Below are 18,737 nucleotides of genomic sequence, written 5' to 3' on the forward strand. Positions count from 1 at the left end.
GGAATGACCCTCCCGGAACCGGCCCGGTTCACCACCGGCCTGCTCCTGGCTCTCCCGGAGCTCGCGGAGTTCACCTCGCCGTGGCGGTCGACGTCCTACGCGCCGGACCACCCGGCGCTGCCGATCGAGCGCCGGTTCCCGCCGCACATCACCCTGCTCACGCCCTGGGCCGGCCCGGACGACGAGCGCGCGATGGCGCTGCTGCGCCGGGTGGCGTCGTCCCATGTGCCGTTCGACCTGGAGTTCGCCTCCGCGGACCTGTTCGAGGGCTCGGCCGTGGTCTGGCTGCGGCCGACCACGAACCCGGCCCTGGATGCGCTCCTGCGGGACGTGCTGCAGGCGTTCCCCGAGTACCCGCCGTACGAGGGCCTGCACCCGGACCCCACGATGCACGTGACCGTCTCGGCCGACGGCGACGAGGCGGTGCTCGCGCAGGTCCGCTCAGCGCTGGCCGAGACCGGGCCGCTGCAGGCGCACGCGAGCCGGATCGCCGTCTTCGCCCGCGGGGACGACGAGATCTGGGCGCACGCCGCGTCGATCCCGCTCGGGGATCAGGCCCAGCCGTCGAGCAGCGTCGCTGCGACCTCGCGATAGGCCGCCGCGCCCTTCGAGCCGCGGGCCGAGGCGAGGATCGAGCGCCCCACCGCGGGCGCCTCGGCGAACCGCACCGACTTGGGGATGGGCGGCGCGAGCACGGGCACCCCGTAGCGCTCGGGGAGGTCGGCGAGGACGGCCCGCTGGTGCGTGGTGCGGCCGTCGAACATGGTGGGCAGCATCCCCAGGACGCTCAGCCGGGGGTTCAGGATCCGCTGGACGTCGGCGACCGTGTCGAGCAGCTGGCCGACCCCGCGGTGGCTGAGCATCTCGCACTGCAGCGGGATCAGCACCTCGCTGGCCGCGGTCAGCGCGTTCAGCGTCAGCACGCCGAGCGACGGCGAGCAGTCGATCAGGATCACGTCGTAGCCGTCCAGCACCGGCTCGAGCGCGGTGCGCAGCACGAACTCGCGGCCGGGGCGGCCCATCAGCTGGGCATCGGCCCCCGCCAGCTCGATGGTGGACGGGATGAGGTCCATGCCGTCGTCGGTCCCCTGCACCGCATCGGCCGCGTCCACCGTGCCCAGCAGGACGGCGTCCACCGCGACCTCGACCGAGTCGGGGTCGATGCCGAGCGAGAACGTCAGGCACGCCTGGGCGTCCAGGTCGACCAGCAGCACCCGCCGGCCCGCCTCGGCGAACGCCGCACCCAGCGCGGCCACGGTCGTGGTCTTGGCGACGCCGCCCTTCTGGTTCGCGACGGCGACCACCCGGGGACCCGAACGAGGGGTACTGCTGCTGGTCCGGGGCACCGGATCCTCCTGACGATGTGACAGCAGTGCAGGAAAGTGACGACAGTAAATTCCCCATCGGTGTCGCCGCTCTAGGCAAGAATGCCTTGCGTGGAGCTCGTGGAGACCGTCAGGGGGGAAACCCGTGAGGTCTCGCGCGTCCGCCACGCCCTCGCGGCGGCCCTGTCGGACTGGGGCGTGGGGGACGACGACTCCGACGTCGCGGTGCTGCTGACCAGCGAGATCGTCACCAACGCCATCCGGTACGGCGGTCCGCCGATGGAGCTGCACGCCGAGCTGCACGGCGTCGACCTGCGGGTGTCGATGGACGACGGCGGCCACGACCCCGTGGTCCCCACCGAGAACGTGCGCTGGGACGCGCGCGGCGGCCGCGGCCTGCACCTCGTCGAGGCGCTGTCGAACCGTTGGGGAGTGCTGAACGGCGGGCGCGGGAAGCAGGTCTGGTTCGAGCTGAAGCTGGCCGGATAGCCCGCGGCGCCGAGGTGCAGGGCCTGCGCCCGGCTGACATGGTCGAGGCGTGACCTCGAGGCGACCGCCACCGCCCGACGTCGGGCTGTTCGGGCCCGGCTCGGTCACCTGGCGCCTGCACGCGGACCCGATGCTGGGGATCGCCGGGTTGCGGGCGCTGATGCTGCAGGCCCTGCACCCCCGGGCGGCCGAGGCGGTCAGCCAGCGCTCGTCGTTCCGCGAGGACGTCTGGGGCCGGCTGACCCGGACGACGGAGTTCATCGGGGTCACCACGTACGGCACGACCGCGCAGGCGCTGTCGGCGGGCGCCCACGTCCGCGCGGTGCACGCCGCGATGGGCGCCGTCGACCCGGGCACGGGGCGGGGTTACCGGGTGGACGAGCCGGACCTGCTGGCGTGGGTGCACGACTGCCTGGTGGACTCGGTGGTCGAGGTGCTGCGCCGCTCCGGGGTGGCGCTGGACGACGACGCCGCCGACCAGTACGTCGCCGAGCAGGTCCGGGCGGCGGCGCTCGTCGGGCTCGAGCCGCACGAGGTGCCGCGCGACCTGGCCGGTCTCGCGCAGGCGGTGCGCGACGTCCGCCCGCAGCTGCGGGTCACGGCGGTGGCCCGCGAGGAGGTCGGCTACGTGATCGCGCCGCCCATACCGGCCCGGTACGCCGCCGTGGCGCGACCCGCCTGGTCGGCGGTGGCCGGGTTGGCCTTCGCCTCCCTGCCGTCCTGGGCCCGCCGCATGTACTCCCTGCCCGACCTGCCCGGTGCCGCCGCCCTGCACGGCGCGGCCACCACGGTCGGCCTGCACGCGCTGCGGGCGAGCCTGCGCGGCGTCCAGGGTCTGGTGCCGCCGCTGCGCGCGGGGCCGCACCTGCGGACCGCGCGCGAGCGGCTCGCCCAGGACCCCGACGCCTGACCCTCAGCCCTGCTCGACGAAGGCCCGCACGGCGTCGGCGATGAGCTGGACGGCGATGGCGGACAGCAGCAGGCCGGCGATGCGCGTCACCAGGGTGGTCCCGCCGTCCCCGAGGATGCGGTGGATCCGGCCGGCGAACCGCATCGCGGCCCACAGGCAGACGTGTACGAGCAGGACGCCCAGCCCGATCGCGACGTACGACGCGATGTGGTGGGCGGACTTGTTGGCGCCCTGGACGAACACCATGGTCGCCACGATGGCCCCGGGGCCGGCCAGCAGCGGCGTGCCCAGCGGGACCAGCGCGACGTTGACCCCCTCCGCGGAGGCCGGCGCCTCGTCCTTGCCGGTCAGCAGCTCGAGGGCCACGAGCAGCAGCAGCAGCCCACCGGCGCACTGCAGCGCGGGCAGGCTGATGTGCAGGTAGTCGAGCAACGCGCGGCCGAACACCGCGAAGGCGATGATCACCGCGAACGCCACCGCGACCGCCTGCCGGGCCGCCCGGACCCGCTGCCGCCCGGTCATCGACGCGGTGAGGGCCAGGAAGATCGGCACCGTGCCGGGCGGGTCCATGATCACGAACAGCGTGACGAACACCGAGCCGAGCAGCTGGGCGTCCACCACCGTCTCCATCCACGAGCCCATCAGCCGACCACCGCCGTGCCGGTCGCGCGGGCCTCGATCTCGGCGAGCACGTGCGGCTCGGTGCTGTTCTCGCCGAGCCGGTTCGGCTTCCCGGTGCCGTGGTAGTCGCTGGACCCGGTCACCAGCAGGCCGAGCTCGCGGCAGAGCCCGAGCAGGTGCTCGCGCGCGGCCTCGTCGTTGTCGCGGTGGTAGACCTCCAGCCCGACCAGGCCGGCGCCGGCCAGCTCCGCGATGACGTCGTCCTCGACGACCCAGCCGCGCAGGTGCGCCATCGGGTGCGCCATCACCGGCACCCCACCGGCGGCCACCACGAGCCGGACCGCCTCGACGGCGTCCGGCGCGTAGTGCCGCACGTAGTAGCCGGCGCGGGCGGACAGCAGACCGTCGAACGCCTCCGTGCGGTCGCGGACGACGCCGCGGGCGACGAGCGCGTCGGCGATGTGCGGCCGCCCCACGGACCCGCCGTCGGCGACCTGCGAGCGGACGTCGTCCCAGGTGATGTCGACGTCCCGGGAGAGCAGCTCGACCATGCGCTCGGCGCGGGTGAGCCGGCTGTTGCGGGTGCGCTCGACGACGTCCGAGAGCGCCGGGTCGGTGGGGTCGTGCAGGTAGCTGAGCAGGTGCACGCTGATGCCGTCGGCGGTGCTGGAGATCTCCATGCCGGGCACCAGCCTGATGCCCTCGCGCACGGCCTGGTCACCCGCGCTCGTCCAGCCCGCGGTGGTGTCGTGGTCGGTCAGCGCGAGGACGTCGATCCCGGCCCGCGCCGCGCTGGTGACCACGTCCGCGGGTGACTGCGTGCCATCGGACACCGCCGAGTGGGTGTGGAGGTCGATGAGCACCCACCCACCCTATTGCGAAAGCAGCACCCCTCAGAGCGGGCGCAGGGCGTCGCCGAGGCGCACCCGGGCGCCGGTGCGCATCACCGAGTTCGCGTAGATCCGGCCGGTGATGCCGACCAGCCCCACCGTCAGCAGCACGGACAGCGTGAGGCTCAGCGCGATCTCCCACGGCGCGGCGACGCCCATCGCGATCCGCACCGGCATCAGGGTCGGCGAGAAGAACGGGACGAGGGACATCCACTTCGCCAGCGTGTTGTACGGGTCGGCGGGCAGCACGCTGATCCCGATCACGTACGGCACGATGATCAGCATCAGGATCGGCGCGGTCACCCCGCCGACGTCCTCCTGCCGCGAGACCAGCGCACCGGCGGCGGCGAACAGCAGCGCGTACATCACGAAGCCGACCACGAACCAGACGACGGCCCACACCGCGGTGCCGACCGCCACGGACGACGGCATGGTCAGCGCCCCCGTGGCCAGGCCGGCCCCGATGCCCGCGCCGACGACCAGCACCATCTGCACCAGTCCGGCCGCGCCGATGCCGGCCACCTTGCCCAGCATCAGCTGCCAGGGGCGGACGGTGGCCAGCAGCAGCTCGACGACGCGGCTGGTCTTCTCCTCCACCACTCCCTGGGCGACGGTCTGGCCGTAGATCATGAGGGCCAGGTAGACGAGGATCCCGGCGGCGAGCCCGAGCACGACCCGTTCCGCCTGGTACTGGGTGGCGGTCTCCAGCGGCTGCACCTTCACCTGGGCTCCGGCGATGGCCGCGTTCACCTGCTGCGGGTCGCCCCCCGCGGCCTTGACCGCGTCGTCCTGGGCGAGCTGGCGCGACAGCACCGCGAGGGTGGACTTCAGGGAGTCGTCCAGCTGCTTCTTCACCACCACCTGGACGGTGCCGCCGGTCTGCACCAGGACGGCGTCCACGTCGCCGTCGCGCACCTGCTGGTCGCCGGCCGCGACGTCCGGCACCTGGACGACCGTGACCTTCTGGCCGAGCGCGTCGCCGGTGCCGCGCAGCGCGTCGGCGACCGCCGCGGTCTGCGGCAGCACGCCGACCTTCACGGACGACGTGTGCCCGGCCACGATGTTCAGCACGATGGCGGTCGCCACCACCAGCACGACCATCAGCCCGGTGGTGATCGAGAAGACCTTGCCGCGCACCCGCTGGGTGAACTCGCGGCGGGTGATCAGCGTGATGGTCTGACGGGCCGAGGACTGCTCGCTCACGCCGCCTCCTCCTGCTCGCTGACCGCGTGCCGGTACAGCTCGGTGAGCGAGGGGCTGCGCCGCCGGAACTCGCGCACCGGGCCCGTCGCCATCGCCGCCTGCAGCACGAGCTGGTCGTCGGCCCCGGAGTCGAGCTCCAGGACGGTGCAGCCGTCCTCGGTCCCCCGCTCGGTGACCCCGGGCAGGCCGGCGGCCCACCCCGGTGCGGCCTGCGGGACGTCGACCACGAGCTGGCTGGGGCCGCCGGCCCGCAGCTCCTCGACCGAGCCACTGGCGACCAGCGCGCCCTGCCGGATGATGCCCACCCGGTCGCACAGCCGCTGCACCAGGTCGAGCTGGTGGCTGGAGAAGATGACCGGCACGCCGCGCGAGCAGGCGTCCCGCAGCACGTCGCTCATCACGTCGACCGCCAGCGGGTCGAGCCCGGAGAACGGCTCGTCCAGCACGAGCAGCTGGGGGTCGTGCACTAGGGCCGCGGCCAGCTGCACCCGCTGCTGGTTGCCCAGGCTGAGCTTCTGCACCTCGTCGTCGATCCGCTCGGCCACCCCGAGGCGCTCGGTCCACTCGGCGACCGCCCGGGTCGCCTGCGCCGGCGCGAGCCCGTGCAGCCGGGCCAGGTAGACCAGCTGCTCGCCGACCTTCATCCGAGGGTAGAGACCGCGTTCCTCTGGCATGTAGCCGATCCGCTGCCGGTCCTGGGCCGTGATGGGGTGGCCCTGCCAGCGCACCTGACCGCCGTCGCTGGCCAGCACCCCGAGCACGATGCGCATCGCGGTGCTCTTGCCGGCGCCGTTGCTGCCGACGAACCCGAACAGCTCGCCCGGCACCAGGCCGAGCGACAGGTGGTCCAGCGCCACCACGTCCCCGTAGCGCTTGCTGACGTCGTCCAACTCGAGCTCTGCAGCCATCGTTCGACCCTAGCGAGAACCTGCGACTACTTCTCGCGCAGCACCGGCCGGCCCGGCTGCTCGCCGCCGCGGGCGTCCAGGTAGCTCTGCTTGGGAACCATCACCTTGCGGCGGAAGATGCACACCAGCGTGCCGTCCTGCTTGTAGCCCTTGGTCTCGACGTGCACCACGCCGCGGTCGTCCTTGCTCTGGCTCTCGCGCTTGTCGAGCACGGTGGTCTCGCCGTAGATGGTGTCGCCGTGGAAGGTCGGCGCGACGTGCCGCAGCGACTCGATCTCGAGGTTGGCGATGGCCTTGCCGCTGACGTCCGGCACGGACATGCCGAGCAGGATCGAGTACACGTAGTTGCCCACCACGACGTTCCGGCCGAAGTCGGTGGTCTCCTCGGCGTAGTTCGCGTCCAGGTGCAGCGGGTGGTGGTTCATGGTGAGCAGGCAGAACAGGTGGTCGTCGTACTCGGTGACGGTCTTGCCCGGCCAGTGCTTGTAGACGGCACCGACCTCGAACTCCTCGTAGCTGCGACCGAACTGCATGCGGGGCTCCTTCGCGCGGGTGATCGCCGACCATGCTGCCCGACGGGCCACCCCACCGGAACGCCGTGGGGCCGTGCGCTTCGTCACGCCTGGCGAGGTCAGCCGAACATCTTGCCGGGGTTGAGGATGCCGAGCGGGTCCAGGGCGTCCTTGATGCGGCGGGTCACCTCGAGGACCTCCGGGCCGAGCTGGGCGGCGAGGAACGGCGCCTTGACCGTGCCGACGCCGTGCTCGCCGGTCAACGTGCCGCCCAGCGAGAGGGCCAGCTCGACGACGGCCGCGAACGCCGCCTCGGCCCGGACGACGGCGTCGGCGTCCTTCGGGTCGAAGGTGATCAGCGGGTGCAGGTTGCCGTCACCGGCGTGCCCGACGGTGGCGATCGTCGTCCGGTGCTGCTCGGCGATCCGCTCGACCCCGCCGACCAGCTCGGCGATCCGCGGGATCGGCACCCCGACGTCCTCGATCAGGGTCGTGCCGCGGTCGAAGAAGGCCGGGAAGGCCTCGCGCCGCGCCTGCATGAACATCTCGCCCTCGTCGGGGTCGTCGGTGACGGCGACGTACGTCGCGCCCTCGCCCTGGCAGATCGCCTCGATCGCCGCCATCTCGTCGACGCTGGCGGCCCCGGCGTCGCACTGCGCGAGCAGGGTCGCACCGGCGTCGACGTCCAAACCGCGCGGCTTGAAGGCCTCGACGGCGCGCACGGTGGTGCGGTCCATCAGCTCCAGACCGGCGGGCCGCCAGGCCGCGACGATCGCGCTGACCGCGCGTCCGGCCGACTCGACGTCGGCGAACGTGGCGACCATCGTGCTGAACGGCGCGGGGGCCGGACGCAGCCGCACCGTGGCCCGGGTGATCACCCCGAGCGTGCCCTCCGACCCCACGAACAACCGCTTGAGGTCGTAGCCGGCGACGTCCTTGATGGTGCGCCCGCCGAGGCGCAGCAGGGTGCCGTCGGCCAGCACCACGTCGCAGCCGAGCACGTAGTCGGTGGTGACGCCGTACTTCACGCAGCACAGGCCACCGGCGTTGGTGGCGAGGTTGCCGCCGATCGAGCAGAACTCGAAGGACGACGGGTCCGGCGGGTACCAGAGCCCGTGCTCGCGGGCGGCGCGCTTCAGGTCGCCGTTCAGGACGCCGGCGCCGACCACGGCGAGCATCGCGGGGCCGTCGATCTCGATGTCCCGCAACGCATCCAGGCTGAGCAGCAGGCAGCCCTCGGTGGCCGTCGCCCCACCGGACAGCCCACTGCCCGCCCCGCGCGGAACCACCGGGATCCGGTGCTCGCTGGCCAGCCGCAGCACCTGCTGGACGTCGTCCGTGCACGTCGCGCGGACCAGCGCCAGCGGCCAGCCGGGCCGCACGGTGTCGGCGCGGTCGCGCCGGTACGCGTCGACGACGTCCCGGTCCACCACGAGCGCGCCCGGCGGCAGCACCGCCGCGAGCTGGTCCAGGACGTCGTCGGCCATCAGTCCAACCTAGGCCGGTCAGGCCATGTGCGGGTAGCGGTGGTCCGTCGGCGGGTCGAAGGTCTCCTTGATCGAGCGCGTCGACGTCCAGCGCATCAGGTTCTGCATCGCGCCGGCCTTGTCGTTGGTGCCGGACGCCCGCGCCCCGCCGAACGGCTGCTGGCCGACGACCGCGCCGGTCGGCTTGTCGTTGACGTAGAAGTTGCCGGCGGCGTACCGCAACCGGGACCGGGCCGAGGCGATCGCGTGCCGGTCCTGGGCGATGATCGACCCGGTGAGCGCGTACGGCGACACCGACTCCATCTGGTCCAGCACCTTGTCGTACTGAGCGTCCGCGTACACGTGCACCGACAGGATCGGGCCGAAGTACTCGGTGGTGAAGATCTGGTCGGTCGGGTCGCTCGCCTCGAGCACCGTCGGGCGGACGAAGTAGCCCTCGCTGTCGTCGTAGGTGCCACCGGCCAGGACGGTGATGCCGGACGTCGCGTGCGCCCGGTCGATCGCTGCCTTGTGCTTCGCGAACGCCCGGTCGTCGATCACCGCGCCCATGAAGTTCGACAGGTCGGTGACCGGACCCATGGTGAGCGACTCGGTGAGCTCGACGAGGTCCTTCTTCAGCGTGCGCCACAGGCTGCGCGGCACGTAGGCGCGCGAGGCGGCGGAGCACTTCTGGCCCTGGAACTCGAACGCTCCGCGGACCATGGCGATCCGCAGCACGTCCACGTCCGCGCTGGGGTGGGCCAGGATGAAGTCCTTGCCGCCGGTCTCCCCCACGATCCGCGGGTAGCTGCGGTAGCCGGCGATGTTGGCGCCGACCTGCTGCCACAGGTGCTGGAACGTCGGCGTCGAGCCGGTGAAGTGGATGCCCGCGAGGTCCGGGTCCTTCAGCACGACCTCGGAGACCGCGATGCCGTCGCCGGTCACCAGGTTGATCACTCCCGGCGGCAGGCCGGCCGCCTCGAGCAACCGCATCGTGTAGTGCGCGGCGAGCTGCTGGGTCGGCGAGGCCTTCCAGACGACCGTGTTGCCCATCAGGGCCGGCGCGGTCGGCAGGTTGGCGCCGATCGCGGTGAAGTTGAACGGCGTGATCGCGTAGACGAAGCCCTCGAGCGGGCGGTGGTCCAGCCGGTTCCAGATGCCCTTGCTGTTGGCCATCGGCTGCTCCTCGAGCAGCTGGCGACCGAACGCCACGTTGAACCGCCAGAAGTCGATGAGCTCGCAGGCGGCGTCGATCTCGGCCTGCACCACGGTCTTGGACTGGCCGAGCATGGTCGCCGCGTTCAGCGTCTGGCGCCACGGGCCGGACAGCAGCTCGGCGGCCTTGAGGAAGACCGCGGCGCGCTCGTCGTACGGCAGGTCGCGCCAGGCCGGGGCCGCCTTCTTGGCCGCCTCCACGGCGGCCCGGGCGTCGACCTGCGTCGCGTGCTTGAAGACGCCGAGGGTCTTGCGGTGCGCGTGCGGCTGGACGACGCGGGTCCGACGCCCACCGCCCATCCGCTGCTCGCCGCCGATCGTCATCGTCAGGTCGATCGACTCACCGCCCAGCTGGGCCAGCTTCGCCTCGACCTCGGCGCGCTCTGCGCTGCCCGGCGCGTAGTCCAGCACCGGCTCGTTGACGGGGGTGGGCACGGTCGTGCGCGCGTCCATGATGGGTGCTCCTCGGCTGTCTCGTCGTTGAGGGATGGCCTCGCCGCCCAGCATGTCACGCGCTCAGCGGGCCAGCTCCACGACGTCGGCCGAGGATCCGGACGGCCACTCCCACCGCCGCCACGAGCAGGCCGGCGACCGCTGCGACGGCCGGCAGCGAGGTGGGGATACCCAGGTACACGGTGATGCCCAGGATGCGCGACAGTCCCCACGGCAGCAACGCCATCTGGTCGTTCCACACGGTCAGCGCCCGCTCGAGACCGATCGCGGCGACGGCTCCGGCCACCACCGCGAGGGTGAGCCCGGCGGCGGCGGCGACGGTGCCGCCCGCACCGCCGCGCAGCAGTCCGTACCGGTGTCGCAGCACCGTCGCGGCGACCACGAACACCCAGCAGAACGCGGCGAACGCGACCGTGACGTAGGCGAACCGGGAGACCGGGTCGGTCCAGAAGCCGAACCAGTAGCGCCCCGGCCCCCGGACCGCCAGGGCCGCCAGCAGCAGCACCGTGCGCAGCACCGCGACGCCGCCCAGGGCCGCCCACAGGTGGAACGGGTCGCGCCCGCGCACCGCCCAGCGCAGGAGCGCCGCGAACAGCGACCAGGCGCCCAGGGTCACCACCAGGTGGGCCGGGGCGGCGAACCAGGTGAAGGCCGTCCGGCTCAGCACCAGGGCCGCAGCCGGCAGCGCCCACACCAGCACCCGGTCGACCCGGCCCGGCGGCGACGGCAGAGCGGCCAGTCGCCACGGACGGGTCACGGTGACGAACAGGGCCCGCAACGCGACGGCGCCCGGCGCCTGACCGCGCCGGAGCACCCGCTGCCCGACGGGCGATCCCAGACCCAGCGCCAGCAGCAGCAGGACGAGCAGACCCCGGGCGGTCCAGGCCATGGCCAGGTCCCGGTCGGCCCGCTCGCTGCCCAGGTCGGCGGCCGTGAAGTTGTACGCCGGCAGGTCGACGTCGCCCTGGTAGCGGGCGACGTGCTGGGCCCGGGCCGCCCGGTAGCGCCGCTCCGCGGCCCGCCACTGGCGGTAGGCGGTCGCGCTCCCGGTGTCCAGCCACTGCGCGTGGCGCAGCACCGTCGTCCGGTATGCGGCCAGCGTGCGGAGCAGGTCGGTCTCGTAGTCGAGGGAGTCGACCATCGACCGGTACAGCTCCGGGGAGTGCCACGTGGCGGGGTCGGTACCGGCCACCTGGTCGCGCATCGCGGCAGCGGTGTCCGCGGCCCGCTCGCCGTCGGCGATGGCCGACTCGAGGTCGTCGCGGCTGACCGCGTAGATGCTGTCCAGCGCGGCCGAGTCGCCGGTCACGATGTCCCACTCGAAGATCCACATCATCGGCGGCGGTGCCAGCCCGAGGGCCTTGACGCTCTTGTCGGCGTACGGGCCGATGTACAACCCCCGCGTGATCGCCTCGCGCGAGCGGGCCAGCGCCGCGCTGACGGCCGCCGCCGTCGCCGGGTCGGCCGACAGCACCTGCCGGACCCAGTCCGCGGTGATCTGGGCCGGGTCCGCTGCGGGGTTCCAGGCCAGCCGGGCGACGCCGTACGAGTTGAGGTCGTAGAGCTGCCAGAAGCCGGTGCGCAGGTACAACGTCATCGGCCCGGCGCGCAGCGGGCCGCCGTCCTGGGTCCAGTTCCAGACGCCTTCCACGTGCGGGTTGGCGTCCAGGAAGTGCTGCAACGCCTGCTGGTCCTCGGCCACCAGGTCGTTGGGGAGGGCGCCGAACCCCTCGAACTCGCGCCGCGCCTGGAACTCGACGATGCGGCGTTGGGCGCCGAGGTCCAGCGTGGGGTTGAGCGGCAGGTGGCTGTAGAAGTCCCCCATCGTGTACTTGGTGGAGACCACGAGGTGCGGGTCGTCGATCCCACCCAGGACCGCCTCGTACGAGCGGGGGTTGGTGTGCAGGTCGCCCACCGCACCGACGCCGACGGTCCAGCTGCGGAAGATCAGGTCGCGGTCGTACGTCCCGGCGGTCTGCAGCAGCGCCTCCAGCATCGCCCGGACCGAGGCCGCGCTGGTCACCGCGAGCCGGGACGAGTAGTCCCAGCCCGCCTGGTACACCGCGCCGCCCTCGCCGATCCGCACCATCAGCCCGGCCACGAACGGCATCTGCTCGAAGAGCTCCGACAGGCCGGCCTGGTAGACCGACCACAGCGCCGGGTCCTCCACGTCCAAACCACCGACCGTGCGGTCCAGGTACGCCTCGAGCGGCGGCGAGACCGCGAGCATGTCGGTCATCAGGTACACCCGCATGCCCATGTCGTGCGCGTACTGGAACACGGGCCCGAAGGCGGCGACCATGGCCCGGGCGCGCTCGACGTGCGAGTCACCGGCCGGGTAGACGTCGTGGCCGTCGCCCACGCCGCTGAACGTGACGTACTCGAGGAACCCGGGGACGACCACGCCGTTGTAGCCCTGGCGCAGCGCGTGCTGGACCAGCTGGCGGAACTGCCCATCGATCCGCGCGACGGCCGCCGCGTCCACCCAGGGCGCCCGCGGGAGTACCGCCCCGGCGACGACGTCGGTGTTCAAGGAGTAGTCCGTGCCCGCGGCGAAGGCGGCCGGGTCGGCCTCGCGACCCACCGAGCCCGAGTCGACCAGGCGCATCCCGAGCCGGGGACCCTGCACCACCCCGTTCGTGGCGGCGGTGACGACGGCTGCGCTCGACCGGATCCGGTCGGCCACGGCGTACAGGCCCGCGGCGGCACCGGCCGGGTCGGCCGCCTCGAGGACGTACCGGCCCTGGTCCTCGCTGACCCGGAACGACTCCGACCCGGCACCGACGGCCGCTCCCAGCTGGACGACGAGGTCGGCGCCCGCCGGATCGTTGGTGCTGACGGTGGGGGCGGGCAGACCCCGCGCGGTGAGGGCGTCCGAGACCGCAGTGGCGGCCAGGACGACCCGCTCCCCCGCCGGGATCACGATCCGGGTGATCCGCGGTGCCGGGACCGGCGGCGTCACGTCGCGGGTCAGCGACACCGGCGCCGGCGTGGAGGACGGGGTGAAGCTGAGGCCGAGCGCCTGCCCGAGCCCAGCGGCGACGACAGCACCAAGGAGCAGCACGACGAGTGCCGCCACGAGCGACGGCCAGGCCCGAGGTGCCGGCACCGCGCTACGTCTTTCGGGTCAACGTCGATGACCGAGCTCGAGGACGTCGTCCAGCTCGCTGACGTCGTACCAGAGCAGCTCGTACCCCGCCGCCTGGTCGACGGTGAACTGCGCGTCGTCGTCTCCGGCATCGGCCGCGTCCAACGCCTCGACCGCCTGCCGCACGTCGGCTTCGGCCTCCGCGTCGTCCACGTGCAGGCTGGCGACGGCGGACACCAGGACGTCCACCGAGACGGACACCGCCGACCGACCGCCGTCGTGCGGGCGGACCGCCGCGTCCGGGACGTCGGCCGCGACCACCACGCGCTTGCGCACCGCCGCCGGGTCGGCCCGGAGCAGCGCCAGGCTGGCCCGCGCGGCCTCGTCGTTCGCGGCGTACTCGAGCTCGTCGGCGTCGCCGTCGGCGTACCACTCGCGCAGCTCGCCGGTCACCGCGTGCGCGGCGACGGGTGCCGGGAAACCGTTGCCGCGCAACGCCTGCAGCCCCACCAGCGTGGTCGGGACGTAGATCCGCATCAGTCGCCGACCGCCCGCCGGGTCACCTGGGCGGGCGCGTGCTCGGACGTCGACTCGCCGTCCAGGTCGGCGGTGTCGCCGGCCGACTGCTGGGCCGCGCTGAGCCGCTCGGGCAGCGCCTCCAACGACTCCGGGTCGTTCAACGCCTCGGCGGACGTCCGCAGCGACGTCTCCAGGACGGCGCGGCGCCGGCCGACGTCCATCAGGTTGCCGCCGATGGCCTCGAGGTCCTCCGGGCCCGGGCCGATCACGGTGACCTCCGCGCCGCCGGCGTGCACCTTGGCCACCTCGCGCAGGCACCGCCGGGTGACCCGCACCCGCCACTGCCGTTCCAGCCGGGTGGCCAGCGCCTCCGGCGAGTCCATCAGGAAGCTCACGGACGGCGCGATGACCCACACCTCGTCGAGCCCGGTCCCGGCCAGCAGGTCGACGCTCGTCGAGGAGCAGGCCCCGCCGTCCACGTACCGGTCCTCACCGATCCGCACCGGGCTGTACCAGCCGGGGATCGCGCAGGACGCCATGACCGCGTCGGCCAGATCGGCCTCGGGGGCACCGTCCCGACCGAAGGCGACCCGGCGTCCGGTCTCGTAGTCCATGGTCACCACCTGCAGGCCAGACCGCGGCACCCAGCCGGACGGTACGACGTGCCGCAGCATCGCACCCACGCTGTCCAGCGAGCCGCGGCCCTCGGGCAGCAGCGCCGACAGGACCGCGGTCGGCGGGAGCCGCCGCAGGTGGCCCACGTTGCGGGCGATCAGTCCCGCGGACCCCAGCCCGGCCTTCGGCCGCGGTGGCCGCCCGCCCCCCGTCGCGGTCTCGTAGTCCCAGCTGAACCCAAGGAGCGGTCCCGTGGTCAGCTCCTCCCCGACCTGGTGGGTGCGCAGCTCCGCCACACTCACCCCGGCGGCCAGCAGCGATCCGATGACCGACCCCGCCGACGTCCCCACGATGGCCTCGCACTCGCGCAGGTCCACGTCCAGGTGCTGCTCCAGCGCGCTCAGCGCCCCCACCATCCAGGCGGCGCCCAGGACCCCACCACCGCCCAGGACCAGCCCGCGCCTCATCGAGCGGTGTCCCGCAGCTCGGCGAGCGCGTCCACCAGGCACTGGGCCAGCACGTCCACGTCCGGCATCGCGTCCCGGTCGCCGTTGACGCCGTAGTAGACGCCGCCGTCGTAGGAGGTCAGGCCGATGCTGACGGCCTGGCGCTTGGCCAGCGGCATCACGGGGTAGCTGGCCAGCATCCGCGCGCCGGCCGCGTACAGCGGGTGCTGCGGTCCGGGGACGTTGGTGACCATGAGGTTGAAGACCCGCCGGGACGCCGCGCTGGCCACCCGGGCGCCGAGGGAGTGCAAGGTGGGCGGGGCGAAGCCGGCGATGCCGACCAGGGTGTCCGCGCTGACCGCGTCACCGACCTCCGCCTGGGCCCGCATCGAGTACGAGATCTGGTGCAGGCGGACCGCCGGGTTCGGCTCCCCCACCGGCAGGTCGACCACGAACGCCTTGACCCGGCTGCCCGTGCGCGGGGTCATCTCCTCCTCGTCGGCCCGGACGCTGACCGGGACGAGCGCGCGCACCACGGTCGCCGGGACGACGGGCTCGCCCCGGGTCAGCAGCCACGCGCGCAGGGCGCCGGCGACGGTGGCCAGGACGACGTCGTTGACGGTGATCTCACCCCGCCCGCGCCGGCTGTGCCGGGTGCGCACCTTGCGGTGGTCCTCCAGGGACGTCGCGACCATGGCCCAGCGACGCTGCTCGCCGATGTCCACGTTGAGCGGGCTGGTCGGGGCCGGGCGGGCGGCGGTGCGCGCCGCGGCGGACAGCAGGTGCCCGACCTGGCCGAGCACCCGCCCGGCGCTGGCCCGCAGGTCGTGCGCACCGCCCTCGAACGCCTCGATCGCCGCGCCAGGACTGCGCACGGCGTCGGCGACCGCCGAGACCACGAGCTCGGCGTCGGTCGGCTCCTTGGACGGCTGCCAGGTGTCGGCCGCGGGCTCGGGGGTGGCCGCGCTCGCGTCCAGGATGACCTGGGAGATGTCGACGGCACTGATCCCGTCGACCAGCGCCTGGTGGGTCTTGGTGAGCAGCGCGAAGCGGCCCTTGTCCAGGCCCTCGACGAGGTAGACCTCCCACAGCGGTCGCGCCCGGTCGAGCGGACGCGACTGCACCCGGGCCACGAGCTCGCTGAGCTGCTCGTCCGAGCCCGGCCGCGGCAGCCCTGACCGGCGCACGTGGTACGTCAGGTCGAAGGCCTCGTCGTCCACCCAGACCGGGTTGGCGAGGCGGCCGGGGACGGTCCGGATCCGCTGGCGGTAGCGCGGCACGTAGGCGATCCGCGCCGCGACCAGGCGCAGCAGCCGGTCGTAGTCGAAGCCGTCGTCCGGTGGCGTGAAGATCGCCACCGAGCCGACGTGCATCGCCGTCGTCGGTTCCTCCAGGTAGAGGAACGACGCGTCGAGGGCGCTCAGCCGGTCCGGCACCCACTCATCGTGCCACTAGCGACACCTACACTGCTGGTATGCCTAGGACCTGGCGGCGTGCCGCCCGCTGCACCGTTGCGCCCGCGAGCGCCCTGCTCGTCGTCGTGGCGCTGTCCGCGTGCAGCTCCGGCGATGACGCGAGCGCGCCCACGTCGTCCGCCACGGCCACGGTCCCGACCTCCGAGAGTGCGTCCCCGAGCGGGTCGGCGAGCCCCTCGCCGACCCCCTCGCCGACCGCCTCGGTGAAGACGATCGAGATCACGGTCAACGGCAAGGACGTCACGCCGGCGCCGGCCCGGGTGAAGATCGCGCCGGGCGAGACGCTGCGGCTGGTGGTGACCGCGGACCACGACGACGAGCTGCACGCGCACGGCTTCGACGTCGAGAAGGAGCTGAAGGCGGGGGTGCCGACGGCGGTCGACCTGGTCACCGACGAGCCGGGGCTGTACGAGGTCGAGACCCACCACCCCGAGCTGCGGCTGCTCCAGGTGCAGGTGGGGTGAGGTCCTCCGCGCCGGGTGCGCTGCTCGCGCACGGGGTCGGCAGCCGCCAGGACCTCCCGCTGCCGTTCGAGCTCGCGGTAGCGGGCGCGGCGGCCGCCCTGGTCGTCTCGTTCGTGCTGCTGGCAGTGCTGTGGCGGGAGCCGCGGATCGACGGCGCGCGGGCTGGACGCCCGCTGCCACGCTGGCTGGCGCTGGTGCTGGACTCGCGGCTGACCCGGACGCTGCTGGCGGCCGTAGGCGCGGTGGTGACGCTGTACGTGCTGGTGCCGTTGCTGTTCGGCAAGGACGACGCGGACAACCCGGTGCCGTTCGTGGTGTTCGTGCTGCTCTGGGTCGGGCTGGTACCGCTGTCGGTGCTGTTCGGTCCGGTGTGGCGGCGGCTGAACCCGTTGCGGCACCTGCACTCCGGGGTGCTGCGGCTGGCCCGGCTGGACCCGGGCGAGGGAGCGCTGCCGCTGCCCGCGGGCATCGGGTACTGGCCGGCCGCGGTCGGTCTGCTGGCGTTCACCTGGCTGGAGCTGGTGGCGCCGGACAACGCGACCCTGCCGGTGCTGCGGCTGGCCATCACCCTCTACGCGGCCGTGCAGCTCCTGGCCGGGTTCGTGTTCGGCTCGCACTGGTTCGACCGCGGGGACGCCTTCGAGGTGTGGTCGGCGCTGTTCGGGCGGTTGAGCGTGTTCGGACGGCGGGACGACGGGGTGCTCGTGGTGCGCTCGCCGCTGGCCGGGCTGGACGCGCTGCGTCCCGCGCCGGGGCTGGTCGCGACCGTCGCGGTGATGCTCGGGACGACGGCCTACGACGGGGCGTCGAACGCGCCGCGGTGGTTCACGTTCGTGCAGAGCTCGCCGGTGCCGCAGGTGCTGACGAAGACCGGTGGCCTGGTGCTCGTGGTCGCGCTGGTGGGCCTGCTGTTCACCGTGGCGACGGCGCTGGCCGGGCGGATCGGCGGCGCGGCGCCGTCCGCGATGCCCCGGCAGTTCGCGCACTCGCTGGTGCCGGTCGCGCTGGGCTACGTGGTCGCGCACTACTGGTCCCTGCTGGTCCTGGAGGGCCAGAACGCCTTCATCCTGCTCAGCGACCCGCTGGGTGACGGCGGGAACTGGCTGGGGCTCAGCGACCGGGCCCCGAACGCGGCCCTGCTGACCCCGCACCTGGTGGCGACGGTGCAGGTGTGTGCGATCGTGCTCGGCCATGTCGTGGGGGTGGTGCTGGCGCACGACCGGGCGGTGCGGCTGTTCCCGCGCCGGCACGCCCTGGTCGGTCAGCTGCCGCTGTTGGCGCTGATGGTGACGTACACCTGCGGCGGGCTGTTCCTGCTGTTCGCCGCCTGACTAGCGGCCCGCGACCACCAGGTACCCGTCGGCCTCGGGGTCGAAGGTGGTCGTCCCGACCGTGAGCCCGACGTCCGCCAGCTGCGCCACGAGCTCCTCGTACCGGAACGGCCAGATGGACAACCGCTCCGAGCACGCCCGGACCGACCCGTCGGGCTCGAGCTGTGCGACGGCGATCTCCAGGTGGTGCTCTTGCTCCCACCGCTGCGCGATCTGCCAGGAGTAGGCGACGACCGCATCGCGCCCACGTCGGCGGACGACGCGGTCCCAGACGTCCAACCGGGAGCCGCGGGATCGCTCGAGCTCCCACGTGCGTGACGTGAGCACGAGGCGCCCGCCGGGATTCAGGAGCCGTGCCATCGCGGCCAGGGCGGCTGACCGGCCGGCCGCGCCCTCCGCATGCCCCAGCGAGTTGCCGACGCAGAAGACCAGGTCGAACGTGGAGTCGTCGAGGTGGTCCGGCAGCTCCTCCCAGGCGGCGTGCAGGGCCTGCAGCGGAGCACCCTCGTCGTCAGCCAGCTCCTGGGTCCGGCGGACCATCCCACCGCTGGCGTCGGCCGCGACCACGTCCAGGCCGAGCCCGGCGAGGCCCACCGCGAGCTGGCCGGTTCCACAGGCGCAGTCGAGGACGCGCGCGCCGGGTGGCAGCGACGTCAAGAGGTCACTGAAGGCCGCGGCTGCCCCGGCCGGCGTCATCTTGGCGTCCGGGATCAGCCACTCGTACACGTCGGGGAGCGACCCGTAACCGGCCAGCGTGACCACCTCCGAGAACTGAGCCCTGCATCGGCAGCCAACCATCCCCGGTCC

18 protein-coding genes are annotated in these 18,737 nt (G+C 73.3%); 5 read left to right on the forward strand and 13 right to left on the reverse strand.

Translation table 11 applies throughout. The features are described 5' to 3' along the window. Positions 1-3: 3 nt before the first annotated feature. Positions 4-594, forward strand: coding sequence for a 2'-5' RNA ligase family protein (locus ABEB17_RS02690; protein ID WP_345715019.1), 591 nt, complete (start codon positions 4-6; stop codon positions 592-594). On the opposite strand, the gene ABEB17_RS02695 is transcribed toward ABEB17_RS02690, so the two are convergent. Then, positions 552-1,346 (reverse strand): ParA family protein, encoded by a 795-nt coding sequence (locus tag ABEB17_RS02695; RefSeq protein ID WP_378227060.1) that lies wholly within the window; start codon positions 1,344-1,346, stop codon positions 552-554. The genes ABEB17_RS02690 and ABEB17_RS02695 overlap by 43 nt on opposite strands. A gap of 90 nt (positions 1,347-1,436) precedes the next feature. On the opposite strand from ABEB17_RS02695, the gene ABEB17_RS02700 reads away from it, so the two are divergent. After that, a complete protein-coding gene (locus ABEB17_RS02700) occupies positions 1,437-1,814 on the forward strand; it encodes an ATP-binding protein (RefSeq protein ID WP_345715021.1) in 378 nt (125 codons plus the stop codon). A 49-nt stretch (positions 1,815-1,863) separates the two neighbouring features. Beyond that, on the forward strand, positions 1,864-2,724 hold the full coding sequence (locus tag ABEB17_RS02705; protein ID WP_345715022.1) for an oxygenase MpaB family protein: 861 nt from the start codon (positions 1,864-1,866) through the stop codon (positions 2,722-2,724). A gap of 3 nt (positions 2,725-2,727) precedes the next feature. Here ABEB17_RS02705 and ABEB17_RS02710 read toward each other — a convergent pair whose 3' ends face one another. The 11 genes from ABEB17_RS02710 to ABEB17_RS02760 all read right to left on the reverse strand — a co-directional run bounded on the left by ABEB17_RS02710 (position 2,728) and on the right by ABEB17_RS02760 (position 16,096). Further along, positions 2,728-3,354, reverse strand: coding sequence for a MarC family protein (locus tag ABEB17_RS02710; RefSeq protein WP_345715779.1), 627 nt, complete (start codon positions 3,352-3,354; stop codon positions 2,728-2,730). Positions 3,355-3,365: 11 nt separating this feature from the next. After that, a complete protein-coding gene (locus tag ABEB17_RS02715; RefSeq protein WP_345715024.1) occupies positions 3,366-4,208 on the reverse strand; it encodes a PHP domain-containing protein in 843 nt (280 codons plus the stop codon). Positions 4,209-4,238: 30 nt separating this feature from the next. Beyond that, entirely contained in the window at positions 4,239-5,438 is a 1,200-nt protein-coding gene (locus ABEB17_RS02720) for an ABC transporter permease (RefSeq protein ID WP_345715025.1), read from the reverse strand. After that, complete coding sequence (locus ABEB17_RS02725; protein ID WP_345715026.1) at positions 5,435-6,346, reverse strand: ABC transporter ATP-binding protein; 912 nt, start codon at positions 6,344-6,346, stop codon at positions 5,435-5,437. The genes ABEB17_RS02720 and ABEB17_RS02725 overlap by 4 nt, the downstream gene beginning before the upstream one ends. 26 nt (positions 6,347-6,372) lie before the next feature. Continuing rightward, positions 6,373-6,879, reverse strand: a complete 507-nt coding sequence (locus ABEB17_RS02730; RefSeq protein ID WP_345715027.1) for a MaoC family dehydratase — start codon at positions 6,877-6,879, stop codon at positions 6,373-6,375. A gap of 98 nt (positions 6,880-6,977) precedes the next feature. Next, positions 6,978-8,345 carry an FAD-binding oxidoreductase gene (locus tag ABEB17_RS02735; RefSeq protein ID WP_345715028.1) on the reverse strand — a complete coding sequence of 456 codons (1,368 nt, stop codon included), beginning with the start codon at positions 8,343-8,345 and terminating at the stop codon, positions 6,978-6,980. Positions 8,346-8,363: 18 nt separating this feature from the next. Beyond that, positions 8,364-9,992 carry an L-glutamate gamma-semialdehyde dehydrogenase gene (pruA, locus tag ABEB17_RS02740; protein ID WP_345715029.1) on the reverse strand — a complete coding sequence of 543 codons (1,629 nt, stop codon included), beginning with the start codon at positions 9,990-9,992 and terminating at the stop codon, positions 8,364-8,366. Between the two features lie 55 nt (positions 9,993-10,047). Then, positions 10,048-13,101, reverse strand: a complete 3,054-nt coding sequence (locus tag ABEB17_RS02745; RefSeq protein WP_345715030.1) for a hypothetical protein — start codon at positions 13,099-13,101, stop codon at positions 10,048-10,050. 18 nt (positions 13,102-13,119) lie between these two features. Next, a complete protein-coding gene (locus ABEB17_RS02750; protein ID WP_345715031.1) occupies positions 13,120-13,617 on the reverse strand; it encodes a DUF6912 family protein in 498 nt (165 codons plus the stop codon). Continuing rightward, the gene (locus tag ABEB17_RS02755) at positions 13,617-14,681 is read right to left on the reverse strand and encodes a patatin-like phospholipase family protein (RefSeq protein ID WP_345715032.1); all 1,065 of its coding nucleotides are present in this window, start codon (positions 14,679-14,681) and stop codon (positions 13,617-13,619) included. The genes ABEB17_RS02750 and ABEB17_RS02755 overlap by 1 nt, the downstream gene beginning before the upstream one ends. After that, the gene (locus tag ABEB17_RS02760; RefSeq protein ID WP_345715034.1) at positions 14,678-16,096 is read right to left on the reverse strand and encodes a WS/DGAT/MGAT family O-acyltransferase; all 1,419 of its coding nucleotides are present in this window, start codon (positions 16,094-16,096) and stop codon (positions 14,678-14,680) included. The genes ABEB17_RS02755 and ABEB17_RS02760 overlap by 4 nt, the downstream gene beginning before the upstream one ends. A 38-nt stretch (positions 16,097-16,134) precedes the next feature. Here ABEB17_RS02760 and ABEB17_RS02765 point away from each other — a divergent pair, with 38 nt between their 5' ends. Together ABEB17_RS02765 and ABEB17_RS02770 are read left to right on the forward strand one after the other, a co-directional pair. Then, a complete protein-coding gene (locus ABEB17_RS02765) occupies positions 16,135-16,599 on the forward strand; it encodes a cupredoxin domain-containing protein (protein ID WP_345715035.1) in 465 nt (154 codons plus the stop codon). Continuing rightward, positions 16,596-17,930 carry a hypothetical protein gene (locus ABEB17_RS02770; protein ID WP_345715036.1) on the forward strand — a complete coding sequence of 445 codons (1,335 nt, stop codon included), beginning with the start codon at positions 16,596-16,598 and terminating at the stop codon, positions 17,928-17,930. The genes ABEB17_RS02765 and ABEB17_RS02770 overlap by 4 nt, the downstream gene beginning before the upstream one ends. Here the strand turns inward: ABEB17_RS02770 and ABEB17_RS02775 are convergent, their stop codons facing one another. Further along, the gene (locus ABEB17_RS02775; RefSeq protein ID WP_345715781.1) at positions 17,931-18,683 is read right to left on the reverse strand and encodes a class I SAM-dependent methyltransferase; all 753 of its coding nucleotides are present in this window, start codon (positions 18,681-18,683) and stop codon (positions 17,931-17,933) included. Between the last annotated feature and the right edge of the window lie 54 nt (positions 18,684-18,737).

Origin of the sequence: Angustibacter luteus, assembly GCF_039541115.1 — a bacterium.
Lineage (GTDB): Bacteria > Actinomycetota > Actinomycetes > Actinomycetales > Angustibacteraceae > Angustibacter > Angustibacter luteus.